Source organism: Pseudodesulfovibrio sp. 7M6 (genome assembly GCF_050058625.1).
GTDB classification, from domain to species: domain Bacteria; phylum Desulfobacterota; class Desulfovibrionia; order Desulfovibrionales; family Desulfovibrionaceae; genus Pseudodesulfovibrio; species Pseudodesulfovibrio salinus.
The window spans coordinates 1,043,013-1,066,762 of the sequence record NZ_CP188816.1 but is presented as its reverse complement, the minus strand read 5'-3'; the positions used below and the strand labels follow the sequence as shown (position 1 = coordinate 1,066,762).

25 protein-coding genes and 1 riboswitch are annotated in these 23,750 nt (G+C 59.6%); of the genes, 11 read left to right on the top strand and 14 right to left on the bottom strand.

The genetic code is table 11. From position 1 onward, the window contains the following. Positions 1-23: 23 nt before the first annotated feature. From ACI0FG_RS04975 to ACI0FG_RS04965, 3 genes are all read right to left on the bottom strand, one after another. Positions 24-1,496: a hybrid sensor histidine kinase/response regulator gene (locus tag ACI0FG_RS04975; protein ID WP_419787452.1), complete on the bottom strand. Its 1,473-nt coding sequence runs from the start codon at positions 1,494-1,496 to the stop codon at positions 24-26. A gap of 58 nt (positions 1,497-1,554) precedes the next feature. Then, positions 1,555-2,163 carry an L-threonylcarbamoyladenylate synthase gene (locus ACI0FG_RS04970; RefSeq protein WP_419787451.1) on the bottom strand — a complete coding sequence of 203 codons (609 nt, stop codon included), beginning with the start codon at positions 2,161-2,163 and terminating at the stop codon, positions 1,555-1,557. A 112-nt stretch (positions 2,164-2,275) separates the two neighbouring features. Then, positions 2,276-2,866: a TrmH family RNA methyltransferase gene (locus ACI0FG_RS04965; RefSeq protein ID WP_419787450.1), complete on the bottom strand. Its 591-nt coding sequence runs from the start codon at positions 2,864-2,866 to the stop codon at positions 2,276-2,278. 165 nt (positions 2,867-3,031) lie between these two features. On the opposite strand from ACI0FG_RS04965, the gene ACI0FG_RS04960 reads away from it, so the two are divergent. From ACI0FG_RS04960 to ACI0FG_RS04920, 9 genes are all read left to right on the top strand, one after another. Then, positions 3,032-3,427 carry a response regulator gene (locus ACI0FG_RS04960; RefSeq protein WP_419787449.1) on the top strand — a complete coding sequence of 132 codons (396 nt, stop codon included), beginning with the start codon at positions 3,032-3,034 and terminating at the stop codon, positions 3,425-3,427. A 19-nt stretch (positions 3,428-3,446) separates the two neighbouring features. Continuing rightward, complete coding sequence (locus tag ACI0FG_RS04955) at positions 3,447-4,172, top strand: Hpt domain-containing protein (protein ID WP_419787448.1); 726 nt, start codon at positions 3,447-3,449, stop codon at positions 4,170-4,172. A gap of 9 nt (positions 4,173-4,181) precedes the next feature. Then, positions 4,182-5,861, top strand: coding sequence for a chemotaxis protein CheA (locus ACI0FG_RS04950; protein WP_419787447.1), 1,680 nt, complete (start codon positions 4,182-4,184; stop codon positions 5,859-5,861). A 38-nt stretch (positions 5,862-5,899) separates the two neighbouring features. Then, positions 5,900-6,076, top strand: a riboswitch (cobalamin riboswitch). A gap of 131 nt (positions 6,077-6,207) precedes the next feature. Continuing rightward, complete coding sequence (locus ACI0FG_RS04945) at positions 6,208-7,182, top strand: sirohydrochlorin cobaltochelatase (protein WP_419787446.1); 975 nt, start codon at positions 6,208-6,210, stop codon at positions 7,180-7,182. A 15-nt stretch (positions 7,183-7,197) separates the two neighbouring features. Next, the gene (locus ACI0FG_RS04940; RefSeq protein WP_419787445.1) at positions 7,198-8,235 is read left to right on the top strand and encodes a FecCD family ABC transporter permease; all 1,038 of its coding nucleotides are present in this window, start codon (positions 7,198-7,200) and stop codon (positions 8,233-8,235) included. Continuing rightward, positions 8,228-9,022 (top strand): ABC transporter ATP-binding protein, encoded by a 795-nt coding sequence (locus ACI0FG_RS04935; protein WP_419787444.1) that lies wholly within the window; start codon positions 8,228-8,230, stop codon positions 9,020-9,022. Before ACI0FG_RS04940 ends, ACI0FG_RS04935 begins: the two co-directional genes overlap by 8 nt. Further along, positions 9,019-9,924 (top strand): ABC transporter substrate-binding protein, encoded by a 906-nt coding sequence (locus tag ACI0FG_RS04930; protein ID WP_419787443.1) that lies wholly within the window; start codon positions 9,019-9,021, stop codon positions 9,922-9,924. Before ACI0FG_RS04935 ends, ACI0FG_RS04930 begins: the two co-directional genes overlap by 4 nt. An 8-nt stretch (positions 9,925-9,932) precedes the next feature. Further along, entirely contained in the window at positions 9,933-10,637 is a 705-nt protein-coding gene (cobI, locus tag ACI0FG_RS04925) for a precorrin-2 C(20)-methyltransferase (RefSeq protein WP_419787442.1), read from the top strand. Then, entirely contained in the window at positions 10,638-11,432 is a 795-nt protein-coding gene (locus tag ACI0FG_RS04920) for a sirohydrochlorin cobaltochelatase (RefSeq protein ID WP_419787441.1), read from the top strand. 8 nt (positions 11,433-11,440) lie between these two features. Here the strand turns inward: ACI0FG_RS04920 and ACI0FG_RS04915 are convergent, their stop codons facing one another. From ACI0FG_RS04915 to ACI0FG_RS04875, 9 genes are all read right to left on the bottom strand, one after another. Continuing rightward, the gene (locus ACI0FG_RS04915) at positions 11,441-11,863 is read right to left on the bottom strand and encodes a GNAT family N-acetyltransferase (RefSeq protein ID WP_419787440.1); all 423 of its coding nucleotides are present in this window, start codon (positions 11,861-11,863) and stop codon (positions 11,441-11,443) included. A 74-nt stretch (positions 11,864-11,937) separates the two neighbouring features. Continuing rightward, the gene (locus tag ACI0FG_RS04910; protein WP_419787439.1) at positions 11,938-12,360 is read right to left on the bottom strand and encodes a GNAT family N-acetyltransferase; all 423 of its coding nucleotides are present in this window, start codon (positions 12,358-12,360) and stop codon (positions 11,938-11,940) included. Between the two features lie 25 nt (positions 12,361-12,385). Beyond that, on the bottom strand, positions 12,386-13,021 hold the full coding sequence (thiE, locus tag ACI0FG_RS04905; RefSeq protein ID WP_419788359.1) for a thiamine phosphate synthase: 636 nt from the start codon (positions 13,019-13,021) through the stop codon (positions 12,386-12,388). Then, on the bottom strand, positions 13,021-13,836 hold the full coding sequence (thiM, locus tag ACI0FG_RS04900) for a hydroxyethylthiazole kinase (protein ID WP_419787438.1): 816 nt from the start codon (positions 13,834-13,836) through the stop codon (positions 13,021-13,023). The genes thiE and thiM overlap by 1 nt, the downstream gene beginning before the upstream one ends. Next, positions 13,833-14,135, bottom strand: coding sequence for an MTH1187 family thiamine-binding protein (locus ACI0FG_RS04895; RefSeq protein WP_419787437.1), 303 nt, complete (start codon positions 14,133-14,135; stop codon positions 13,833-13,835). The genes thiM and ACI0FG_RS04895 overlap by 4 nt, the downstream gene beginning before the upstream one ends. A gap of 151 nt (positions 14,136-14,286) precedes the next feature. Then, positions 14,287-15,162: a lipoyl synthase gene (gene lipA / locus ACI0FG_RS04890; protein ID WP_419787436.1), complete on the bottom strand. Its 876-nt coding sequence runs from the start codon at positions 15,160-15,162 to the stop codon at positions 14,287-14,289. Further along, a complete protein-coding gene (gene lipB / locus ACI0FG_RS04885; RefSeq protein ID WP_419787435.1) occupies positions 15,089-15,751 on the bottom strand; it encodes a lipoyl(octanoyl) transferase LipB in 663 nt (220 codons plus the stop codon). The genes lipA and lipB overlap by 74 nt, the downstream gene beginning before the upstream one ends. Next, positions 15,751-16,872 (bottom strand): small ribosomal subunit Rsm22 family protein, encoded by a 1,122-nt coding sequence (locus tag ACI0FG_RS04880; protein ID WP_419787434.1) that lies wholly within the window; start codon positions 16,870-16,872, stop codon positions 15,751-15,753. The genes lipB and ACI0FG_RS04880 overlap by 1 nt, the downstream gene beginning before the upstream one ends. Further along, the gene (locus ACI0FG_RS04875) at positions 16,862-18,409 is read right to left on the bottom strand and encodes an ASKHA domain-containing protein (RefSeq protein WP_419787433.1); all 1,548 of its coding nucleotides are present in this window, start codon (positions 18,407-18,409) and stop codon (positions 16,862-16,864) included. Before ACI0FG_RS04875 ends, ACI0FG_RS04880 begins: the two co-directional genes overlap by 11 nt. A 517-nt stretch (positions 18,410-18,926) precedes the next feature. On the opposite strand from ACI0FG_RS04875, the gene ACI0FG_RS04870 reads away from it, so the two are divergent. Together ACI0FG_RS04870 and ACI0FG_RS04865 are read left to right on the top strand one after the other, a co-directional pair. Beyond that, positions 18,927-19,550: a class I SAM-dependent DNA methyltransferase gene (locus ACI0FG_RS04870; RefSeq protein ID WP_419787432.1), complete on the top strand. Its 624-nt coding sequence runs from the start codon at positions 18,927-18,929 to the stop codon at positions 19,548-19,550. Positions 19,551-19,567: 17 nt separating this feature from the next. Next, positions 19,568-20,218 carry a class I SAM-dependent DNA methyltransferase gene (locus ACI0FG_RS04865; RefSeq protein ID WP_419787431.1) on the top strand — a complete coding sequence of 217 codons (651 nt, stop codon included), beginning with the start codon at positions 19,568-19,570 and terminating at the stop codon, positions 20,216-20,218. A gap of 923 nt (positions 20,219-21,141) precedes the next feature. Here the strand turns inward: ACI0FG_RS04865 and recJ are convergent. Together recJ and ACI0FG_RS04855 are read right to left on the bottom strand one after the other, a co-directional pair. Then, on the bottom strand, positions 21,142-22,845 hold the full coding sequence (recJ, locus tag ACI0FG_RS04860) for a single-stranded-DNA-specific exonuclease RecJ (protein ID WP_419787430.1): 1,704 nt from the start codon (positions 22,843-22,845) through the stop codon (positions 21,142-21,144). Continuing rightward, positions 22,845-23,708 (bottom strand): HDOD domain-containing protein, encoded by an 864-nt coding sequence (locus tag ACI0FG_RS04855; protein WP_419787429.1) that lies wholly within the window; start codon positions 23,706-23,708, stop codon positions 22,845-22,847. The genes recJ and ACI0FG_RS04855 overlap by 1 nt, the downstream gene beginning before the upstream one ends. Positions 23,709-23,750: the final 42 nt, after the last annotated feature.

Sequence of the window (23,750 nt, the reverse complement as noted above, 5' to 3'; positions counted from 1 at the left end):
GGCAGACACAACGGCAAAGGGTATCAGTTCATGGGCAGGGAAAAATGGAAGGTGGAACCATGCCCGGGCTCGGATTCAACCCCGATGGTCCCGCCATGTACTTCCACGATCTTCTTGGCAATGACCAGCCCCAGACCGGTGCTGGCCTCCCCGGCTGTGGGGCGGACGCTAGTCCTGTGATAGGACTGGAACAATTCTTCGAGTTCGTCCTCGGGAATGCCCTGTCCCTGGTCAAGGACCGAAACCCTGGCCTGCCCGTCCACCACCTCAAGGGTAACGCGAATAGTCGTGCCCACCTGAGAAAACTTGATGGCGTTGCTCAGCAAATTATCCAGTACCTGTCCGATGCGCTGGGCATCAAAACCGAATGGCGGCGCCTCCCCCTCCAACGGCAGGATAGTGATGGATTTGGCCTTGGCCGCCAGGGAATGAAAATGAATAGCTTTGTTCGCGACATCGACAAGGCTTCCCAACCGACGGTTAAGCCGCAACTGCCCCGCCCCGATGGATGAAATATCCAGCAGATCATTGACCAGCGTATCCATCTGGCTGTTGGCCGAATGAATGAACTCGATGACCTCGCGCTGTTCACCGGCCAGTTCTCCGTAAACGTTGTCGAGCAGCATCTCGCTAAAGCCCTTGATGCCGCTGATAGGACTGCGCAAGTCATGCACGGCGGTTCCAAGCAACTGGTTCTTGATCCGGTTGGCCCAGGTAAGCTGGCGAACGGCTTCGACCATCTCCACCGCATTGTCCACCCGACAATTGAATTCTTCCGCCTCAAAGGGTTTGGCAAGAAAATCACTGGCCCCATGCTTGAGGAAACGAACAGTCAGCATCGGGTCCTTCGACGAAGAAACGCCGATAACCGGCAATTTCTCACGCCCGAACTCCCCTCTTATTGACCGAATGAGCGCCACGCCATCCATGTCGCCCATCATATAGTCGACAATGGCCAGACTAATTTCCTCCTCGCCACGTAGAATCTCCAGCGCTTCGGTCCCGCTCGCCGCTTCATCTACCAGAAACATCTGCCGCCGCAACAGCGAGCACTGCAAGGCCCTTGAGGATGCGGAATCATCGACCACCAACACCCGGATTCCGCGGTTGCGCCGCAACCGCCGGATATAGTCCAGAACATTGGACACGGCCTGGCCGTCCTTGACCACATAGTCGATAATCCCCTTGGCGAACATGCGCGCCCGGGTTTCCTCCGAAAAATCGGAAGAGAATATGATGCTGGGGATGTTTTTGTTCCTGAACAGGTCGACAATCTCACCGTTCGGCGCGTCGGCCAGGGTCAGATCAAGAATGGCAAGAAAAGGGAAGGAGCCAAAGCCGCCGAGCATTTCTTCGGCCTGTGCATAGTCCGAAGCGACCTCGACGCTAAGGGAAAAGGCGGCCCCTATGGACCGCTGGAGCTCCTGCGCAATGGACCGGCTGTCTTCTACAATGAGAATGCGGTCCAGTTCAGCTTCATCGAGTTCACAACCCATTTTGCCTCCTATTGCCGCTCATAGCACACGACGGAGATAAATGGGAACCCCGTTATAATCAGGATGCGATGGTGACGGAAAAGCCCTTGTCGCAAAGCATCTTTACGGAAATCGCGCCCTCGCGCAGAACGGCCAGCCGAGAGGAGCCGAGCACCCGAACCACGGTGGAGGGTTTGCCGCCGCGCGGCCAGGGCGGATCGTGATAGACCGCTCCCGCGTGCTCTTCAAGGTAGGGATCTATATCTTCCGGCAGGGCTACGGGCTTGCCGCCGCTGACGTTGGCACTGGTGGAAACTATGGGCTTTTTGAGCCTGCGGGCCAACTCGGCCGCAAAAGGATGCCCGCTCCAGCGGACCGAGGTGTAGCCATCAGCATCACAGACCTGCCGGGGCAATTCGGGCAGGGCCTTAACCAGAATGGACAGTGGCCCGGGCCAGAAGAACTTGGTCAACTCCTCCAGAGCGGAGGGGCGTTCGGCCGTGACAAGGGGAAGCATCTGAACTCCGCCGATGATCAGCGGGAGAGGCTTTGTCAAAGGGCGGGCCTTTATTTCGATCACCCGCTCGCACGCAGCTTCGTTGCTACCGTCACACCCAAGGGCATAAAGCGTCTCGGTGGGATAGATCACAACCTGTCCGGCGAGCATGGCTTTGAGCAAATTAAACAAGTGCTACCTCCCGTCCGGTAACGGTCTCCAAGCCGGAGCCGCTCCCAAGAACTTGGCGGTTTGTTTATACCTGAACGGCCTTTTTTTCAACGAAAAACCGCACGGTACCCGTTTAGCGGGAACACCAGTCCCGGCGCATGGCCTCCAATTCCTCGGCATCGAGATTCGGAGAGTCATACAACCCGGCCTCATGGCGCTGCTTGAACGCTTCATAGAGAATGACGGCAGCCGCCACGGAGACATTGAGACTCTGCACCATGCCCTGCATGGGAATGTAGACCTCGTCCGGGACCAGGGCGGCAAGCTCCGGGGCCGTTCCCCGGTGTTCGTTGCTGAGAATTATTGCGGTATTGCCGGTAAAATCGACATCCATGAGCGGCTTGGCCGTGTCGGAAAATCCGGTGCGAACCAGATGAAATCCGGCGCCCTTCAGTTCGCCGACCATGGCCTCCGCATCCACATGCTGGGTACGTCGAATCCATTTCTTGGCCGACCCCGAACTCTTGCGCCCCAGCTCCGGCCACTGGGATTCGGTATAATACAGGTGGACGTCCGCCACCCCGAATGCATCGCAACTGCGTAACACTGCCGAGACATTGTGCGGGTCCCAGATATTGTCAAAAACCAGTGTCAGTCCTTTCTGCCGGCGGGCCAGGACCTGCTCGATCCTCTCCCTTCGCCTGTCGGTTATCCATTGAGACATGCGGGCTTGGTACCTGACTGGCGGACTCATGGCAAGGGGAACGGCCAAACGAGAACAAACACAAAAATGACGTTATATTTTGCTATCATCACATTGACAACTTTTTCGATTACATATGATAACTCTTAAAAAGAGCCCTTATTTTAATCCAAGCCAGAGGAAGCCATGCGAGCTCTCATAGTTGAAGATGAATTCCTGAGCCGAAAAGTCCTGCGATCCTTTCTGCTTACGTTGTTCGAAGTGGAGATAGTGGTCAACGGGCGCGAAGCAGTAGAAGCCTTCAAACTCGCCCATGAGGAAAAAATGCCGTACGACCTCATCCTCATGGACATCATGATGCCCGAAGTGGACGGCATAGAGGCCTTGCGAAAAATCAGGGAGCTTGAGGACAGCGACAACCTCAGGCCAAGAGTCAAAGTCGTTATGACGACGGCGCTGGACGATCCGCAAACGGTGCTCAAGTCGTTTTATGATGGCGAAGCTTCGGGCTATATTGTAAAGCCAGTCTCCAGAGATCAGCTTTACAAGGAGCTTGAAAAACTGGGACTCTTGAAAAAATAGACGGACAGAGGACAAGAACATGACCGATGATCCGATGGTCGAGGAATTCTTTTCCGAGGTCAACGACAAGTACTACCCCCAAGTAATGGAGGGGCTGGAACTGCTGGAGCAGAAGGCTGTAGGCGAAGGCATTGAAATCCTTGCGCGCCCGCTGCACACCATCAAGGGCGTGACCGGTTTCATGGCAGGTTTCGAACCCGCCTCACACTTTACCCACAAGATAGAGGATTTTCTGAAGAAGGTGCAGGCCGGTGAAGTGGAATCCACCACCGACAACCTGACGCTGCTCTCTCGCGGCATCAACATGATCTTCCAGGTGCTGGAGCAATTGCGCGACGGCGACCGGGACGAAGACGAGGAAAAGGAAGTCCTGGATCTCATTCTGACAGCCTCCTCAAGCGGCCAGGTGGAAGCCGAGGCCACCGGCGCGGGAGTCGAAGTATCAACCCGCAACGATGTGACCATTATCCGGGTCAAGGACCCCCGCGTTCACATTGAGCCCCATTTCAAACCCATCATTTCGGCCATTCTGAGCATCGAGCCTGGCGACAGCATCCTCCTCGACCTGGAGGACGTGCTCACGTTCGGGTCCACGGCCTGGAGTGCGGTGGCCAGCATGGGCGTCACGTTCAAGATTGCGGCCTGCAATCTTTCCTCCGACGCCAAACAGATTTTGTACACCTGGGGTTTCGACAAGACCATAGCCGTATACCCCGACGTGGACACATATTTCACGACCCAATAAGGAGCAACCGTGCAGGACAGCATCATCCAATGCATTGAGGACATCGAGAAGCAGATTCTCGAAGTGGCGGATACCGGCCAGAACACCGGTGCCGCAGTGGATGCGCTCGGCCTTTCGCACATGAAGCTCTCCAGCGCCGGAGTCATCGCCATACTCGACATGCTCATGGACGGCATAACACCGGTTGACGACAACATCATCACGGCAATGCTCGGCGTCTGCGAGGCTCAAAAACGATTCTTCTTCGCCCTTTCCGGTTTGTTGGAAAGCGGTGCAACCTCCATGGGCATCAAGGAATCCAAGACTCACGCCAAGGCGCAAGTCGAGATGGAGCCGGAATCCGAAGAGGCTGCGGCAAAGGCCTTTGAAGAGCCGCCCACGGCGGAGGCAGAAGCTGAGGAGACCGAGGCGCCTGAAGCCAAGGAAGAGGAAAAGGCGGAAAGCAAGCCAAAGAGAAAGGCCAAGCAGGAAAAGGGAATGGCAGCTCAGGCCATTTCCTCCATCCGTGTCGGCACAGACCGATTGGACCGCGTCATCGAACTGGTTGGCAAACTCATGGTAACCTATGCCGTAATCGCCCAGGGAGGTGCGCAAAACCTTACCCAGATGGCCTCATCCCTGCGCGAGCTGGACAATGTCATCAGCAAGCTGCAACGCGAGGTGGACGCCATCCGTCTGGTGCCGCTCAAGCAGATATTCATGCCCATGCACCGTCTGGTAAAAAGCCTGAGCCAGAAAATCGGCAAGAAACTGGAATTCGAAGTCACCGGCGACGACCTCGCCCTGGACAAGACCATTGTGGAAAGCCTCAACGAACCGCTGGTCCACCTGCTCCGCAATGCGGTCGACCATGGCCTTGAAGACCCGGAAGGTCGAAAGGCCGCGGGCAAGGACGAGACCGGAAAGGTCACACTCGCCGCATGGCGCAAGGGCGACAGCGCCTTCATCCAGGTCCGCGACGACGGCAAGGGACTGGACCCGGACCGCATTCTGGCCAAGGCCCTGGAAAAGGGGCTGGCCGATTCGGACAAGGAATACGAGCAGGATGAAATTCTCCAGTTCGTGCTCCAGTCGGGCTTCTCCACGGCCGAAAAAATCACCGATGTTTCCGGCCGAGGCGTAGGCATGGATGCCGTGGTCAACGCCATCCGGAACACCTTGGACGGCGACGTGACCATCGAAAGCGATCTGGGACACGGTGCAGCCTTCACCATCTCGATTCCGCTGGACCGCTCCGCCAACGAAGGTATCGTGGAAGCGCTCGTCTGCAAGGTCGGCGGCGATACCTTTATCGTCCCCAGCCGCGACGTGGTGGAAATATACATGCCCAAGCTCAACGAAGTCGTCTCACTGCCCGATGGCCGCGAGACCGTGGACGTGCGCGGCGAGGTTCACTCGCTGCTCCGCCTGGCGGACCTGCTGGAACTCACGCCCGAGGTGGAGGACATCGAACTGGCGCAGGCCATAGTGGTCCGTGTGGGCGACTACAAGGCGGCCATTCTGGTGGATGAAGTGCTCAGACAGCAGCAGGTGGTCATCACCGGATTTACCGTCCCCGTGGAGGAAATCTTCGATATTCCGATCCTGGGTTACGGCATGATGGGCGAGTCCGACGCGCTGGTCATCGACACGGAAGAGATGATGCGACACTTCGAGGCGCGCCTGCACAGATCTTCAAAACGGGGCTGATTGCGTCCATGTTGCTTGACGCCATCAGCCCTCGCGTATAGGTTGCTGCGGTTCAGGTGTCCTGACGGACTTTATAGGGAATCCCGTGAAAACCGGGAGCGGACCCGCCGCCGTGACGCTCTGCCATTTCGTCGCCATCATGCCACTGGCTATTTTGCTGGGAAGGCGGAGACGAAGGAGCCAGCCGGAAGACCTGCCTGAATACGCTATTGGTCTGCCCCGGTGGTACGAGGGCTTACCGCCTGTGGGTACATAGAAGGGGAAAACGGCCTCCTTCCTTCAAATGCGTGAAGGAAAGGAGGCTTTATTTTTTTTCCTCAAACAGCCCCTCCGCTCAGGAGGCATCATGTCCTTTTGCAAATTGACGGCCGCACTTTCCGCGCTGGCCGTCGCGCTCGTCTTCACCCTGACCGTACCGGCCATGGCCGGACACGGCGAATCCGGCCCGGCCCCAAAAGCCGTTGTTCTGGCCGCATTCGGCACGTCCTACCCCACTGGCCTCAAATCCATCCTCAACATCAAGACCCGCATCGAAAAGGCCTGCCCCGGCGTGCCGGTCCGTCTTGCCTTCACCTCCGCCATCATCCGGAAAATCTGGCACAAGCGGCAGGACGACACGGCCTGGCAGAAGGCCAACGCCGATGTCCCCCATGAGATGCTGTTCGTGAAGAGCCCGCTGGCCACCATCGCGGACCTGCAGAACGAAGGCTACAAGGACGTCACTGTCCAATCCCTGCACGTCTTTGCCGGAGAGGAATTCACGGACCTCAAGAATCTGGTGGGCACCCTCGCCAACATTCATACTCTCAAGGCCAAGAACGCGGTCTTCACCCGCCTGGCGCTGGGCCGCCCGGCCCTGGGAATGCCCGGCGATGCCTATCCCTATACCGATGACATCGCCGTCGGCGTCAAGGCCTTGAAGGCGGACGTGGACCAGGCCAAAAAGATGGGCGCCGCCCTGGTCTACATGGGCCACGGCAACGACTTCTTCTCCACCGGCATTTACATGGAGACCCAGCATGAGCTGCAGGCCGCCTACGGCTATCCGATCTTCATCGGCTGTGTCGAAGGCTTTCCCGGACTGGAAGCCATCATCCCGTCCATCAAGGCCAGCGGCAAAAAGAAGATCCTGCTCAAGCCCTTCATGATCGTTGCGGGCGACCACGCCAACAACGACATGGCCGGTGACGAGGACGACTCCTGGAAATCCGTGCTGACCAAAGCAGGCTTCCAGGTAACGCCCGAACTGCGCGGACTTGGCTCCCTGAACGCCTGGGCGGATATCTACGCCGACCACCTCAAGGACGTTCTGGACAAGTAACGCCCGAGGATACCCATGGCCGCCGCTCCCCGCACAACCGCACGCTCCGCCGTCATCATTGCCCTGCTCGTCCTGCTTTTGGTCGCGCTGGGGATGATCGCCTCCGGTCTCGGCTTCATTGCCGTGTCCCCGGGCGAGGTTATACAGGCGGTGCTCGGCTCCCTGCGGGAGGCGGCGGATTCCAAGGCAATGCTGCACACCAGCGTGGTGGTGGACGTCCGCCTGCCGCGCATCGTCTCCGCCATATCCGTCGGCTTCGGGCTGGCCGTTGCGGGCGCTGTTTTCCAGGGATTGCTGCTCAATCCCCTGGCCGACCCGTTCACCCTCGGCGTATCCTCCGGCGCGGCCTTCGGCGCCGCCCTGGCGCTGCTCCTGGGGCTGAACTTCCTCGGCCCCGCCACCCTCGGAGCCGCCGCCTTCATCGGCGCTGCCGCCACCCTGGTGGCGGTCATGGCCCTCTCCGGGCGGGATAACGACCTCGCCCCGACCAACCTGATTCTCTCGGGCGTCATCGTCTCGGCCATCCTCTCGGCAGGCATCAGCTTCATCAAGTACCTTGCCGACGAGCGGGTGGCGACCATCGTCTTCTGGCTCATGGGCAGCTTTGTCTCCCGCACCTGGACAGACGCCGCACTGACCGGCTGCGTCACCCTGGCCGGATTCGCGGTCTGCCTCTTCTACGCGAGAGACCTGAACATCATGAGCCTCGGCGCCCGCTCCGCGCGGTCACTGGGCGTGGATACAGGCCGTGTCCGTCTGATCCTGCTGCTCACGGCATCCCTGATCAGCGCGGTCTGCGTATCCGTCTCCGGCATCATCGGATTCGTGGGACTCATCATCCCCCACCTGATGCGGCTGGCCGTGGGGCCGGACAACCGGGTCCTGCTGCCCGCATCGGGGCTGGCCGGGGGGTTGCTGCTGCTCAGTGCGGATACCGTCACCCGGGCCGCGCTGCCCCATGAGGTACCCATCGGCGTGCTGACCGCCCTCATAGGCGGCCCTGTCTTCTGCTGGATATTCACCCGTACCAGAAGCGGGAGGCTGCATGGCTAAAGCGCGCCTGGCCCTTCGCGACCTCACCTTCGGCCATGGCAGGGAGCCTGTCCTGCGCGACGTCAACCTGCAACTCGGTCCGGGACTGCTGCACGGCATCCTCGGCCCCAACGGCTGCGGCAAGACCACATTGCTCGACCTGCTGGCCGGACACCTGCTGCCGAACCAAGGCGAGGCGCTCATCAACGATGTGCCGGTGCGGGACGTTCGCCCTTCGGCGCTGGCACGCCTGCTCGCCATGGTGGAACAATCCGCGCCATTCCCGTTTCCATTCACGGTTCGGGAGGTCGTGCTCATGGGCCGCCATCCGCACATCCCCAGGTTCGCCCATCCATCCGCGGATGACCTGGAGGCGACGGAACGCGCCATGGCGGCCATGGAACTGACACCGCTTGCGGATCGTACATTGGACACCTTGTCCGGCGGCGAACGGCAGCGTGCCGTTGTCGCCCGGGCACTGGCCCAGGAAGCTCCGGCGCTCTTGCTCGACGAGCCCACTTCCAGTATGGACATCCGGCACGGCATCGCCACCATGGCGGAGTTGTCACGGCTGGCTCGACAAAAGAATCGGACCGTGGGCGTTGTGCTCCACGATCTCAATCTGGCTGCGGCCTATTGCGACCGCATCATTCTCATGGGCCGAGGGCGGATTCTCGCCCTGGGTACGCCGGCCGACGTGCTCACGCCCGACGCCATTCAGGATATCTTCGGCGTCCGGGCCCATATGGCCATACATCCGGAAGACGGCCACCCGGTCATCACCTTCACCAGAGAAAACCGATCATGAAGAAACTTGTCATTCTACTTGTCTTCCTGCTCTGCCTGCCGGTTGCGGCCAGGGGCGGGCAGATCACCGACGACGCCGGAACCACCATCGAGTTCAGTGCGCCGTTCACCCGCATCATCTCGCTTTATCCCGCACATACGGAAAACCTGTTCAACCTCGGGCTGGACGAACAGATAATCGGCGTAAGCACCAGCGAGGACTTCCCATCCGAGGCGCTGACGAAACCCCAGTTCAACGCCAGGGACGGAGTGGAAAAATTCCTGGCCGCCAAACCCGACCTGATACTCATCCGCCCCATGCACCTGCGCAGCCATCCCGCGCTGTGGAGTGCCCTCAAGAGGCAGGGCATCAAGGTTCTGGCGCTGCAACCCTCGACCATCGACCAGATGTACGCTTACTGGCGCAAGCTGGGGCGTCTGACAGGCAAGGAGCCTGAGGCCGAAAAGATGATCGCGAATTTCAAGAGCGGCCTGGAAAAGGCCGAAAGCAGGCTGGACCGCGTGCCGGCAAACAAACGTCCCAAGGTCTTCTTCGAATCCGTACACCGCAAATACGCCACATTTACTCCCGGTTCCATGCCGCTCTTTGTCCTGAAGACGGCTGGCGGGCGCAATGTCGCAACCGACGCCAAGGCCAACCACGACAGCAATATTGCCAATTACGGCCTGGAGCGAATGCTGAACAAGGGGTCCCAAATTGACGTCTACCTTTCCCAGCACGGGCATATGAACGAAGTCTCGGAACGAGACATCGCCAACGCCCCGGCCGCCTCCCGGATCAAGGCCGTGCGCGACCGCAATGTCTTTCTCGTTGACGAGCATCTCGTCTCCCGGCCCACCATGCGTCTTCTTCAGGGCATCGAAACCGTCCATCAACTGCTGTATCCCGGCGGCATCCGGTAAGGAACATCATGAGCGAAAAAGGTATACTCTACGGCATCGGCGTCGGCCCAGGCGACCCGGAACTGCTCACCCTCAAGGCGGTGCGCGCACTGGGCGAGGTGGACGTCATCTTTGCGGCGGCTTCGACCAAAAACGACTACTCCACGGCCCTTTCCATTGCGCAACCCCACCTGCGGGCGGACGTGCGCATCGAACAGCTCGGTTTCCCCATGACCAAGGACAAAGACGCCCTGGAAGAGGCATGGCGCGAAAACGCGCGGATCGTTCACGAGGTCCTCGATCAGGGGCTGAACGGCGCGTTCATTACCCTGGGAGACCCGCTGACCTACTCCACCTACGGCTACCTGCAACGCACGCTGTTGGAAATGGACCACAACGTCCGGCTACAGGCCATTCCCGGCATCACATCCTTTCACGCCGCCGCAGCCCGTATCGGGCTGGTTCTGGCCGAATCCAGCGAGTCCCTGCTCATCACCTCGGGCGTGGCCGACCCGGAAGTTCTGGAACGCCAGCTTGACGTGGCGGACAATGCCGTTATTCTCAAGGCGTACAAAAACTTCGAGGAAATTCGCGCCACGCTGAAGCGGCTGCGCCTGGGCGACAAGACCGTCCTGGTCTCCCGCCTGGGCATGGAGGGCGAGTCCATCCTCATGGACATCAACGACGCACCGTCCCGGCCCCACTACTTCTCGCTGGCCCTGGTAAAGAAATAAATGAAAACAGCCATCATCCTCGCCGCATTCGGCTCGCGCAACAAGAACGCCATGGCCGCGCTCGGTCACATCACCGAACGCGTCCGGGCGGCGCATCCCGATGTGCCGGTCCTGGTGGCCTATACTTCAAAGACCATCCGGGGCCATATGCAGCGCAAGGGCGAGGCCGTGGACTCCGTGCCGGACGCCCTGGCCCGGCTGCGCGGGGAAGGCGTGACCCATGTGGCCATCCAGTCCCTGCATCTCATTCCCGGCACCGAGTTCCACGAACTGCTCACGCTGGCCAACCAGCAGATGCTGGCCGAAGGCGGTTTCACCCGCGTGGAGGTCGGATTTCCGCTGGTGGCCGGTGACCCCGGCGTGGAGGCGGTAGCCGACGCCATTCTCTCCATCGCCCAGGAAGGCAAGGGCGAAAACGACGCCGTGCTCTTCATGGGGCACGGCACCAAGCACGACGGCAACGTCTACTACGAGACCCTGCACCACGCCTTCCAGGCACGGGACAACACTGTCCACCTGGGCGCCATGGAGGCAGAGCCCGGCATCGACGCGATCATCGAACGGTTCCGGAAGGATGGGGTAAAAAAGGCGTACCTGCTCCCCTTCCTCTTCGGTGCGGGCTGGCATGTTGCCAAAGATATGGTCGGTGACGGGGAGCACAGCTGGAAGACCCGGCTGGAAAAGGAAGGCATTGCCTGTGAGGCCGTGCTCAAGGGGGCCGGGGAATACGACCGGCTGGTGGACATCTGGCTCCGGCATCTGGCCGACGCCATGCAGCGGCTGACCCGCTGCTGATAAAATCGCTACTCGATGTATCCCGACTCACGCATGGCGGCTTCCCTGGTGAACTTCGCCATGGCCGTCTTCATGGCGCGAAATCCGAGCTTCTCGTAAAAGCCCTCCTTTCCCGGCACGGCAAAGAGGGTTACATCGCACCCGGCCTCACGCTCCAGAATCGCATCCAGGATCAGAGTACCTATCCGTTTTCCCTGATATTCCCGGTGAACCGCGCAATCAAAGATGGCCGCCTGGCGCACGCCGTCCGAAATGGCGCGGCCGACCCCGATCAAAAGCTCGCCGTCAAAGACAAAGACCACGGTACGACTGGCCTTGAAGGCCTGTATATGGTCCTCCAGCGATCGAGCACCCATGCCTACGCTGCGCAACAACTGCAATACAGACTCGAAATCGATACCGTCACAATCAAACTTCAGATTCAGCTGCATTCAAATCCCACCTGTAGCCGGTGCAAAACAAAGCGGCAACACATCCGCCGACGCCCGAAACGCAAAACAAGCGGCTATTCGATAAACCCCTTGTCCCGCATGATGTCCACGCTGGTAAATTTCGCCATGCCCGTCCGCATGTCGCTAAATCCCTGCTTGCGGTAAAAACCTTCCTTGCCCGGTGCGGCATACAGAATGACATTGCACCCGGCCACGCCGTCCAGAATGTGCTTCATTATAAGGGAGCCGACGCCCTTGCCCTGACACTCGGGATCCACCGCGCAATCGTAGACGGCTGCCTGATATTCCCCGTCGGAAATGGCCCGGCCAAAGCCGACCAGCTTTCCGTCATCAAGGATAAAGACCGTGGCATGGCTGGCCGTGAAGGCCCGTTCATGCACCGCCGGATCATAATGGGCCATACCGACCCGCCGCAGCAGATTCGCCACAGCCTCCCAATCAATGCCGGAACAATCCAGCTTCACGGTAAGCGACATCAGCTCTCCATTCGTTGAGTGGAAATCAGACACTCCCCCGCATGGCACGCACCAGGGCTTGCGTGGCGTCTCTGGGCGAAGGCGCGGAGCAAATCTCCGAAACCACGGCGATACCGGCCACGCCCGACTCGGCAATGGCCGGAACATCCCTGAGATGCACGCCGCCGATGCCCACCAACGGGATTGAGGTCATGCCCATGGCCCGTTTGAGGCCATCGGGTCCCCAGGGAGTACCCTTGACGTCCTTCTTGGTGCCGGTGGGATACACCGGACCGATGCCGAGGTAATCCACGGGTTCGGACTGGGCCGCCAGCAACTCCTCATCCGTATCCACGGAAAGGCCGACGATGGCCGACTCGCCCATCAGGCGGCGGACATCTGCCGGGAGCATGTCCGACTGGCCCACGTGTACGCCTTCGACTCCTGCGGCCAGGGCCACGTCCACGCGGTCATTGATGAGCAGCGGCACGCCCTTGGGCTTGAGCAACGCGTGCAGACGACGGGCGAGATCGACGAACTCGCCCGTATCCGCCTCTTTTTCACGCAACTGGACCATGGTGCAACCGCCCGCCACGGCCTCGGCCACAACCTCTTCCAGGGAACGCCCCAGGCAGAGAGGACGGTCCGTGACCAGATAAACCAGCAGGTCCTCGGCCTTCATCATGACAGCACCACCTTGAGCCGCGCAGCCACGTCCGATTCATCCATCAGGTAGAGCGCATCATGAAAATGCATCTGCAGGCTGCCGGGTCCGGGCGAAAGTTCGGCGGCCATCTCGCCCGCAATGTTCATGACGGCCGCGGTGTCCAATGCGGCCTGAAAAGAGTCCTTCTGGACCGAGGCAAAGGCTCCGGCCAGAGCGGTGCAGGTGCAGCCCAAACCAGTGACCCGCGGCATCATGGCCGATCCGCCGGAGAGCTTGGCCTCGCGCCCCTTGGCAACCACCAGATCGGTCTCGCCGCTGACCAGTACCGTGCTGCCGAACCGCTCGTTGAGCGACAGGGCCGCAGGCCGGGCCTCGTCCACGCCCTTGGAGGTATCCACTCCCTTGGGCTTGCCGTCCTCTCCGGCCACGGCCATGATCTCCGAGGCATTGGCCCGGATGATGGCGGGCTTGTAGTTCTCGATGAACTCGACGGCCAGACCGGTGCGGAAATCGCTCACTCCGGCAGCCACCGGGTCGAGAACGATGGGCATGTCCATGTCGTTGGCCTGGGCCATGGCCACGCGCATACCCTCCACATAGTCCTTGGCCAGGGTGCCGAGATTGACCACCAGGGCACCGGACAGATTGACGAGCCCTGGCAGGTCCTCGGCCACGTGGTTCATGGCCGGGGAGGCTCCGAGGGCCAGCAGGGAATTGGCGGTATTGTTGGTGACCACATAGTTGGTGATGTTGACCACCAGCGGTCCCTTGTCGCGCACCGCGAGAATATCGTTCCAGACAGAGGCGATCAGTTCGGCCGAGGCGCTCATTTCAGCAGTTCCTCCACGCTCCCGACCTTCTGGGCCATGCGTCCGCCGTCACCTTCGCGGGAATCCACCGCCATGGTCATGTAGACACGGCCGGAACCCTGGCGCATGGCGTCGTGGCACTGCTTGATGACAGCCATTATCTCATCGTACTCACCTTCCATGACGGTTCCCATGGAACCCAGCTCGTAGGGCAATCCGGAATCCTTGATGATCTGCAACGCCTGAGCGACGTAAGGGGCAAAGGTTCCCTGGTCATCCCGCTCCAGCGGGAAAATGGTGAACGTGACAATACAACTCATGACTCGACTTCCTTTTCAGTATTTCAGTCAGATTACCTGATTTGTCAGACGCGGTGCCTCCTCGGCAACCTGCCGTGGCGGACGCGCCTTGAAATGTTGACCCATTCGACGCGAGAGTCAAGTTAAGGGCCGATCAACGGCCTGCCCCAAGCTATTTCCCCACAAACTGGGACGCGTTGTAGCTGGAGCGAACCAATGGCGCGCTGAAGACGTGACGGATGTTCCGCGTGCGCGCTTGCTCGGCATACCTGTCGAACTGCTCAGGTTCCACATAGCGCCTAACGGGCGGGTGCTCGCGGCTGGGACGCATGTACTGGCCGATGGTCACGATATCGCAATCAATGGCGGCCAGATCGTCCAGCACGGCCAGGACCTGATCGTCCCGCTCCCCCAGGCCGACCATGATGCCGGACTTGACCGGGATTTCCGGCCGCATCCGCTTGGAGCGTTCCAGCAGCGTCAGACTCTGCCGGTAGTCCGCCTTGGGCCGGATGACCGGATAGAGGTCGGGCACGGTCTCCAGATTATGGTTGAGCACGTCGGGGCTGGCCTCCAGCACCATGGCCAGCGCGGCCTCGTCGCCCTGCAGGTCCGGGATGAGCACCTCCACCGTACATTGGGGCATACGCGCCTGCACGGCTCGGATGGTGGCCGCAAAATGGGCGGCCCCGCCATCGGACAGGTCGTCGCGCGTCACCGAGGTGATGACCACATGGCGCAATTGGAGCCGTGCGGCGGCCTCGGCCACCCGCTCCGGCTCGTCAAGCTCCAGCGGCGTAGGATGGCCCGGCGTGATATTGCAAAACGCGCAGTTGCGGGTGCAGACAGCCCCCATAATCAGGAACGTGGCCACATTCTTGGAGAAGCACTCCCACTTGTTGGGGCACTTGGCGGACTGGCAGACCGTGTTCAGATGCAGATCGGCAACGAGTCCGGCCGTGGCGGAAAAATTCTCACCCTGCGGCAGCTTGATCCGCAGCCAGGGGGGTATTCGCAAAATTTCTTCGGAATTGCTCGACAAAGACATGCTTCACTTCCTCCATGTCCAGATCCCGTCCGGCCTCTTCGGAAATCGAGGTGGGCCTCGCTCCCTGGATGCCGCATAGGGTGATGAGATCAAACAGACTGACGTCCCGCGCCACGTTCAGCGCCAGACCGTGATAGGTCACCCAGCGCTTCACGCCGATCCCCATGGAGCAGATCTTGCGCGTATCATCCACCCAGACGCCCGGATGGCCGGGCCTACGGCGCGTGGACACGCCGAACGCCGCACAGGTGCCGATGACCGTCTCTTCCATATCGTAAAAAAAATTGTGCATACCACCCTGCCGCTTCTCCACCTTCCAGATGGGATAGGCCACCAGTTGGCCCGGGAAATGGCAGGTGATGTTGCCCCCGCGCGAGGTCTGGGCCAGCTCGATGCCCTGAGCGGCGAGGAAGGACTGGTCCACATGCAGGTTCTCGGCACCACCATGACGGCCCAAGGTGATGACCTTCGGGTGCTCCAGGACATAGAGGGTATTTTCCGCCACTCCGTCCTGCACCTCGGCCAATGTCTTGAGTTGCAGGGCCACGGCGTCATCATAGCCGATGAGTCCGAGATCCTTGACCAGCATTATCTTCTTCCCTTGTAGGGCAGGATGACCGCACCGGACTTGAGGTCTGTCTTGGGCGCTGCAGGCCAGTCGGGCACAATCAGGCTCCCGGGCTCGAAACCGGGACCGCCCATGCCGTATTCCACCAGGGTCAACCCCTTGTGCGAGCAGGCATACTGCCCCCTGCCCTCATCCACCTTGAACGGCTCGGAGATGATGCGCACCCCGCCCCATTCCTTGGCCCCCTGACGGGAGGCATAGAGGAAATTGAGCGACACCCCGGCCTTTTCCAGACGGGCCTCGCGGGAGAGGGACTGCAACCAGTCGGGCGCTCCCTTGGCCGAAAGATTGAAATGGCACCATGGAGCGCCTGTGCCGGTGGCGGGCATGGGGCACGCCTCCACATGCGGACACGGCGCAATGGGCTTGAACCCGTCCTCCAACAGCGAGGTGCGCAGATCGGCAATGATGCGTCCCGCCAGACGAACGCCGGTTTCCACGATCAGGACACGCCCTGTTTCCGTGGTACACCCGGCCAGATGCTCGGCCAGCTTGGCCGCCTGAGGCCGGGCCACACGGCCGGACCAGTCCAGCTCGTTGAAGGCGTTGGCCGCGATGACCAGATCCGCTTTCTCGCGCAGGTGGTCGGTAAACGCGCCCTTGACCGTATGGATACGCCAGGGAGAATCCTTCCCGGCCACAGCAGTAAAGAGGTCTCGCCCGACCTGCATCGCCTTGTGGGAGCGGTCCAGGCAGGTGAATTCCAGGGCGCGCTCGCGCAGATGCGGGCGGGCCAGCCACAGGGCGATGACCGAAGTCAGCGGGCCGGAACCGAGATCCGCAACCCGTGCGCCGTCCGGCACGTCAAAGGACAGGCCGGCAAACAACCGGGAGAGCCGGTACAGATTCCACGGCAGGAAATAGTAGACATAGGGAGACAAAAACTTGGCGTCGCCCATGTAGTCCACACGCCGGTCGGCACGTTCGCTGGTCAGGCCGCGGGACATATCCCGGATGTCGTACTTGAGCTGTCCGCGATGCTTGGACTTGAGCGGCCACGCCGCCTTCAGAGCTGCATCGAAGCGATCCAGCGCCTCACGATTTTCATCCGTAAGTTCGGGAAAGAGTCGGTCAATCGACATAACTGAATTGCATCCTTTTCACAAAACCGTCCCCGAAGCTTGGATCTCCGGCGAGTTCAAGTACCTTGAGGGAGTCGGCAACGCCCTCGGCAAAAATGCGGGCATCGGCATCGGCCAACAACAACTCCGTGCCGAGAAGCGAGGTGTTGCCTGCCCGAACGGTGCGCGCGCCGAATCCCGGCGGCAAAAATCCGAGGGTCTCCAGATCGTCCAGCCCCACATGCTCGCCCAGCGCTCCGGCCAGTTGAATGGCCGCCAGTTTCGAAGGACCGATCCCGGCCTCGCGCAGCAGGGCCGACATGGCCAGATTGAACGCGGCCTTGACCTTGAGAATCTCCTCCACATCCGAGGCAGGCAGATACAGGGTATCCGTCACCGCAAAGGCAGGCTCGCCCTCAATGGAGGTCAAACGCTCTGCCAGCCGACCGGCGAGCGGCGTGGTGCCCCGACCGAACTGGCCGTCCTGGCCAAGTACGCCATGGCGAAGCAAAATGGCCGTGAGCGAAAGATAGGCTGTGCCGGTCATTCCAACCGGCTCGCCAGTGCCGCCGCCGAAGAGTTCCCACTCCAGCCCCTTGGGGGTCAGCCGAAAGCGGGTGATGGCTCCGGGACCGGCCGTGCGGCCAAAGGAAAGACCCATGCCTTCCAGCGCCGGGCCCATGGGCACGCTGGCGCAAACCCGCTCAACCGGCGACAGGGCCAGAATAAACTCGCCATTGGTACCCAGGTCCGCCAGCAGGAAGGGATATTCGGGCGTTGCCGCATACTCCACGGCCACCAGCCCTGCGCTCAGGTCACCGCCCACAAAGGGAGCGAGCAACGGCGCAAGATAGACAGGCGGCATTCCCGGCCCCAGTTTCTTTTCCTCACCACCACGGTAGGAAAGCTCGTACGGGGCGGCGGCCAGATCATCGGGACGTTTGCCGAGCAAAATATAAATCATGGCCGGGTTGCCGGAAACGGCCATGGACGTACACTGGCCACCCATGACACCGGTGGCGAGGCGCACCAGTTCGCTTAACCGATCCACAATCAGGGCGCGCAGCACGAACCGGCCCTCGGCCGTTGCCGCCGCGGCAAGACGTGACATGACCTCGCTGCCCATCCCCACCTGGGGGTTCAGTTCCTGGCCGGAGGCCACGCGCACACCGTCGCAAAGCACGGTCCAATGCAGGGACGTGGTTCCCAAATCCACGGCCAGGGAAAAATCACCGCTTCCCTTTGCCAGCTCTCGCACGGCGCGGGGAGAACGAACAGGTTCCGGCAGATCAATCTCGCACGGAGCAGAAGGATGCAGGCAGGCGAGCCGCCACCCCTCTTCAATGGCGGACCGGCCAAGCTTACGCACTTCCGCAGCCTGACTTTCCGGCGCATTGCAACGGAAGCGAACCCGGCACAGGCCGCACTTGCCCAGGCCGGAGCAAAGGGGAACACCGTGCCACAGCCGACTCAGAAAAATGGTCCGGGCAAGGGTGTCGCCTTCCTTGGGCTCAAGGGCAAAGCGTGCCCCATCATGGGTATGTATCAAGATGCTCACGTTGTCTTCTCCGCTGTCGGGCAACCTATCCGATGGCAGGCCAGCTGTAAATGGAATCTCTGCGAACCGTTGCAATTAGCCGATTTCTGCTCAAAAATGGAACACAAAGCCATCTTTTTCAGCATATCAGCAAAACAGCGCAGCGGCAAAACCCGCCAACCTCTCCACCACGGGCAACGTTGCCCCTCCTCCTCTCTCTCCAGCCAGAAAAGCATTGTCACACGACAGAAACGTCATCGGCTTGACATATAAATGCAAGCATGACTAACAATAGAAACAACAGGCCTTGTTCTGTTGTATTTTGGCAAGTATTTTTTCATCGAATGCGTAATTGATCTTCATAAAGATTTCACAAATATCGCATCATTTGCCAATTAATACATACAGCACAAAAACAGCTTATACAATCATTTATAAAAGCAGCTAAAAAATCTGCTTTGATTTTTTATGTTGTTTTTAATTAATACAATGTAATTGTACTATTCAAATTGCAATTGCAAAACAACGGAGGATCGACATGCAAGAAACCCCGGAGATTTGGATTGCTACCTACGAGGCGAAAACGCCGGAGGAACTCTCGGAGGCCTATCGCCTCTGGGCCTGCGACTATGACCATGACACTTGCGAGGGCATGGGATACGTCGGCCCCAAAGTAGCCGCCGACCTTCTGGATCGCCACCTCGACTCCTGCAAGGCCAAGGTTCTGGACGCGGGCTGCGGCACAGGTCTGGTAGGCAAATCCCTGAACCAAATGGGATACGAACGGCTGCATGCCATGGACATCTCCAAGGATATGCTGGCGGAAGCCGAAAACAAGGATGTCTACGACAAGCTTTTTCAGGCCGATATGAGCCGCAATCTGCACATAGCGGCCGACAGTTACGATGCCACCATCTGCGTGGGAGCCTTCACCTACGCCCATGTCGGCCCGGAAGCCTTCGACGAATTGGCCCGCATCACTCGCCCGGGCGGCTACATCTGCTTTTCCCTGCGCGACGGCGCCTATCAGGAATATGGCTATCGCCAACGGCTCCTGGCGCTTGAAGAGAACAATGTATTGGAGCTCAAGGAAATGCTGGATACGGACTATCTCAGCAAAGAGGACGTATCAGCCAAATACTGCATCTGCGAAGTGCTCTAAACGCAAGGAGGAACAGCATGGTCTGCGACAACAAGACCCTGGATAAGGTTTACACCGCCACCAATCATGCGGATCTCATGGACGCCTACAAGGACTGGGCCTGCAACTATGAAAACGATACCGTGGGCGAATTCGGATACGTAGCTCCACAAGCCACGGCAAATGCCGCAAGCCGGGTCATCCCAGACACCAAAGCGGAAATCCTCGATGCAGGCTGCGGCACAGGCTTGGTAGGCAAGATGCTGAAGTCCATGAACTACGAACGGATAGACGCGCTGGACTACTCTCGCGACATGCTGCGGGAAGCGGAAAACAAGGGGGTGTACGACAACCTCATGCAAGCCGACCTGAGCAAACCGCTGGACCTGGCGGACGACAGCTACGACGCCGTCACCTGCTGCGGCACCTTTACCTACGGCCATGTGGATGCCAACGGGTTTGACGAACTGATCCGCATCACCCGCCCCGGCGGACACATCTGCTTCACCGTCCAGGACGGAGCCTACCGTGATGGCGGGTATCGCGCCCGCATGGTCGCGCTGGAAAAAGCCGAGGCATGGGAACTGGTGAGCATGGAAAACGCCGATTACCTCAAGAATGAAGGCATCGGCTGCAAACTATGCACCTACAAGGTTCTCGCAGAAGGAGCCGCTTCCGCAGAGGCGTAGGTTCCACATTCCCCCCCTGCAAAAAATTGAAGGCGGGACTGCAAGGTCCCGCCTTTTCATCCATTACGCATCGTAAAACAAATCACGTTTCCAAATGGCCCCGCGCCGACGCACGATTACCCCTGGTGATTATTGCTTTCTATCGAAAGAAGAACCATGGCGCACAAAAACATCTTATCCTTGAGATTCACGTTTCCACCATTGGACGTGACGGTAAGGGGATAGGCACTTGTCAATGAATGGAAGTCGTAGCCAGCATGGACAAGCAGCTTTCCACTTGCGTCATAAATCCCCCACCCGTCGTCACCTGAAAATAATATGGCTTTTGTTTCAGATCCGCCCCGTAGAATAAACAGACACTTTTATCTGAACCGTCGGACAGTCTCGCCTCAGTATCTTCGGCGTATCCAGCAACGCTATTATCCGGGTACAGATACTTGTATCTTGTTAATGAAGAAATCCCTTTTCCGCGAAATTGCCAAGGTACTGGCGCCACCCCATATTGAAAACTTCTTAACCCATCTATCAAGATTTCCCTTCACTATAATTCGGTCAGCATCCTGCATGGGAGTCCGGGCCTGCTCATACGTTAAACAAATTTCACCAGAGGTTTCATGGCTCCAGTTCATGAAGAGGTTTCCAATATACAAACAGCCAACCACAATACCAATGAGGCCAGCAAAAGGCTCGCCGTCTTGTTAGCGTTCTTTTTTTCATCCACCCAAGGAATTCCGATCAAGGCTTCCATCGACACTTTACAGCTTTGACAGTTCAGCTATCCACACGCACAACAGGCAAACAGAGAGTACATGGCAAATCTGGACCATATCCGACTCTCAAGGGATTGTCTGTCCGCCAAAGCACCTACGCCGCACCTCGAAAGGGTCCGGGACGAAAACAGTATTTGGAGAATTTGAACGGCCTCAAAAATTCCAGTCACGAATACGCAGGTCTATCTTGGGAATGCCCTGATAGCGGTCTATCTTTGGGGTAAAAGCAAAGCGCAGCATACGCCCCTTCACATCACGCGGAAACTCGCTGGCCGAACGCCATACCTTGCCGGGCAGCCGCGCTCCGGTCTCGACATCCACCAGATTGAGCTTCACATGCTCCCGCTCACGGCCGAAGGTGCGCACGTCCGCCACGGTCACGGGTGCGGAGCCAAAGACCGGTTCCGCATTGCCCACTCCGTAGGGTTGCAGCAGCTCCAGCTCCTTGAGCAAGGTATGGGTGATGTCCGCAAAGGGCAGCTCGCGATCAAGCTTCAGCGTAGGCGTCAGCAGGTCCGGACCGAGGTCCGCCTTGACCTGTTCGTGGAAGGCATCGCGCAGCGCCTCCAGATTTTCTGGCAAAATGGAAAGTCCGGCCGCCTGCTTGTGGCCACCGAACCCATTGAGTATTCCGCTTATTCCCTTGAGCCCTTCGTAGAGGTCGAACTCAGAGATGGAACGGCCCGACCCCTTGTAGAGCGAACCGTCCTCGGCCGTGCACAGGATGAGCGTGGGCCGATAGAATTTTTCTACCACGCGCGAAGCCACGATGCCGATGATGCCGGGATGCCAATGGTCGGCATGAAGGACCAGCCCGAGACGGTCGGACATGGCCAAGGCCTGGGCCATGGCCTCGTCGGAAATTTCCTGTTCCTGACGGCGGCGCTCCATGTTGATCAGGTTCAGTTCCTCGGCAATGGGCATCGCCGCATCAAAGTTGTCCGACAGCAGTAGTTCCAGTGCACGGCCAGGGTCGCCCATGCGTCCGGCCGCGTTGATGCGCGGGGCAATGTTGTAGCCAATCTGCCCCGCACCCAGTTCCGCGTTCCGCTCATATTCGCTGACCACCTTGAGCGCGGCCATGCCCGGCCGTTTGGCCTCCTTGATGAGCAGAAGGCCGTTCTTGACCAGGATGCGGTTCTGCCCGGTGAGCGGAACCACGTCGGCAATGGTGCCGAGGGCAACCAGATCAAGCAGGGAACGGACATCGACCGGAGGCCCGGGCAGCCGCCGGTTGAGCGCGCCCATGAGCATGAAGGCCACGCCGACCCCGGCCAGATTCGAGCAGGCACAGTCCGCTTCCAGGCTGGGATCGCACACGGCATGGCCTTCGGGCAGGACTTCACCGGGGAGATGGTGGTCCGAGACCACGACGATCATTCCCAGTTCACGGGCGCGGGCTACGGGCTCGATATCCGAGATCCCGCAATCCACGGTGAGCAGCATAGTCGCCCCCTCGGCGGCCAGCCGTTCCACGCCCTCCACGTTCATGCCGTACCCCTCCTCCAGCCTGTTGGGCAGGTGGTGAAGGATTTCGATGCCGTGCATGGCGAGAAACTCTTTGACCAGGGCCGTGGAGGTTATGCCGTCCACATCGTAGTCGCCCCAGACCGCAAGCTTACGCCCCTGGGCCAATCCTTCGGCCAGCACATCGGCGGCTTTTTTGAGGCCGGGGAGTGTTTCCGGGTCAATCAGATGGCGCAGGCCGGGACTGAGAAAGCGGTCCATATCCCCAACAGAGGTCAGGCCGCGATTCCACAAAATATCGACGATAAGCGGGGAAACGGAGAGCGCATCCGCCACGGACTCACGGTCCGGCGGACGCCCCTCGCCCCGGGCTTTCCAGATACAAGGCATTATGAAAGCAGGCTCACGAATTGTTCAATGTCTTCGGAATCCGCCAATTCCTCGGCGGTCTCCATTATCTCGTCAAAATCGACTTCAAGGTCCGGACACAGCTTCTCCGCTCTGCGGGCGGCGGCTCCATCAGGGTCTGCCACGGCTCGCGCCGCATAGTCGGCCAGGGCCACCAGCATGGATTCCCCGGAGTGGTCCGGCGAAAGCTCCGGCGCATGGTGCCAGTTCACCGGCTCCACCAGATCGGCAGGCAGATCCCAGGACTTGAGCACCAGCGCGCCGACCACGGCGTGGTCCAGTCCCCAATAGGCATCCTCGGCCTCGACGGCGGTCAAGTCCTCGTCATCCTCAAGCATATCATGAATGGCCTGCCAATCGTCGGGACGGCGCAGGGCGATAATAAGCTTGCCGATGTCGTGCAGCATACCGACGGTGAACATGGTATCGGGCTTGCCCATAGCAATTATATGGGAGAGTTCCCTGGCGATCATTCCCACCAGGAACTGGTGTTTCCAGTATTCGCCGAGATCGAAATCCTCGGGGATGGCATATTTGCAGGAAAGGCCGTGAATGCCAAGCGCAAGAACGATGTTGCGGATTTCCCCCAGACCGAGAACGGCGGCCGCGCGGGAAACGGAGCGGACCTCCGCCTGCAACCCATAATAGGCGGAGTTGGCCATGCTGAGTATCCTGGTGGTCAGGCCCTGATCCTTGCTCAGGGTCTGGCCGACCTCCTCCAGCGAGCTGAGGGAACTCCCGCTCGTCTGGATGTACAACTGTCCCAGCACCTCCGGGGAAAAAGGCAGGTCCTCCCGCATTCGGGGAAGCTCTCGCAAAAAAGCCTGAACGTTATCCTGATGCATGCCCTCCACCCCTTGGTCCGTGCACTCATCCAGGCAGGGACC

Bases quoted from the DNA above. Each gene is read 5' to 3' on its own strand.
- ACI0FG_RS04915 (WP_419787440.1), bottom strand. From the start codon at position 11,863: ATGCAGCTGAATCTGAAGTTTGATTGTGACGGTATCGATTTCGAGTCT.
- recJ (WP_419787430.1), bottom strand. From the start codon at position 22,845: ATGCCTTGTATCTGGAAAGCCCGGGGCGAGGGGCGTCCGCCGGACCGT.
- ACI0FG_RS04945 (WP_419787446.1), top strand. From the start codon at position 6,208: ATGTCCTTTTGCAAATTGACGGCCGCACTTTCCGCGCTGGCCGTCGCG.
- ACI0FG_RS04910 (WP_419787439.1), bottom strand. From the start codon at position 12,360: ATGTCGCTTACCGTGAAGCTGGATTGTTCCGGCATTGATTGGGAGGCT.
- lipB (WP_419787435.1), bottom strand. From the start codon at position 15,751: ATGCTGGTCAAGGATCTCGGACTCATCGGCTATGATGACGCCGTGGCC.
- ACI0FG_RS04855 (WP_419787429.1), bottom strand. From the start codon at position 23,708: ATGCATCAGGATAACGTTCAGGCTTTTTTGCGAGAGCTTCCCCGAATG.
- ACI0FG_RS04895 (WP_419787437.1), bottom strand. From the start codon at position 14,135: ATGAGTTGTATTGTCACGTTCACCATTTTCCCGCTGGAGCGGGATGAC.
- ACI0FG_RS04935 (WP_419787444.1), top strand. From the start codon at position 8,228: ATGGCTAAAGCGCGCCTGGCCCTTCGCGACCTCACCTTCGGCCATGGC.
- ACI0FG_RS04930 (WP_419787443.1), top strand. From the start codon at position 9,019: ATGAAGAAACTTGTCATTCTACTTGTCTTCCTGCTCTGCCTGCCGGTT.
- ACI0FG_RS04975 (WP_419787452.1), bottom strand. From the start codon at position 1,496: ATGGGTTGTGAACTCGATGAAGCTGAACTGGACCGCATTCTCATTGTA.
- thiM (WP_419787438.1), bottom strand. From the start codon at position 13,836: ATGAGCGCCTCGGCCGAACTGATCGCCTCTGTCTGGAACGATATTCTC.
- ACI0FG_RS04880 (WP_419787434.1), bottom strand. From the start codon at position 16,872: ATGTCGATTGACCGACTCTTTCCCGAACTTACGGATGAAAATCGTGAG.
- ACI0FG_RS04865 (WP_419787431.1), top strand. From the start codon at position 19,568: ATGGTCTGCGACAACAAGACCCTGGATAAGGTTTACACCGCCACCAAT.
- ACI0FG_RS04870 (WP_419787432.1), top strand. From the start codon at position 18,927: ATGCAAGAAACCCCGGAGATTTGGATTGCTACCTACGAGGCGAAAACG.
- ACI0FG_RS04955 (WP_419787448.1), top strand. From the start codon at position 3,447: ATGACCGATGATCCGATGGTCGAGGAATTCTTTTCCGAGGTCAACGAC.
- ACI0FG_RS04940 (WP_419787445.1), top strand. From the start codon at position 7,198: ATGGCCGCCGCTCCCCGCACAACCGCACGCTCCGCCGTCATCATTGCC.
- thiE (WP_419788359.1), bottom strand. From the start codon at position 13,021: ATGAAGGCCGAGGACCTGCTGGTTTATCTGGTCACGGACCGTCCTCTC.
- lipA (WP_419787436.1), bottom strand. From the start codon at position 15,162: ATGTCTTTGTCGAGCAATTCCGAAGAAATTTTGCGAATACCCCCCTGG.
- ACI0FG_RS04920 (WP_419787441.1), top strand. From the start codon at position 10,638: ATGAAAACAGCCATCATCCTCGCCGCATTCGGCTCGCGCAACAAGAAC.
- cobI (WP_419787442.1), top strand. From the start codon at position 9,933: ATGAGCGAAAAAGGTATACTCTACGGCATCGGCGTCGGCCCAGGCGAC.
- ACI0FG_RS04960 (WP_419787449.1), top strand. From the start codon at position 3,032: ATGCGAGCTCTCATAGTTGAAGATGAATTCCTGAGCCGAAAAGTCCTG.
- ACI0FG_RS04965 (WP_419787450.1), bottom strand. From the start codon at position 2,866: ATGTCTCAATGGATAACCGACAGGCGAAGGGAGAGGATCGAGCAGGTC.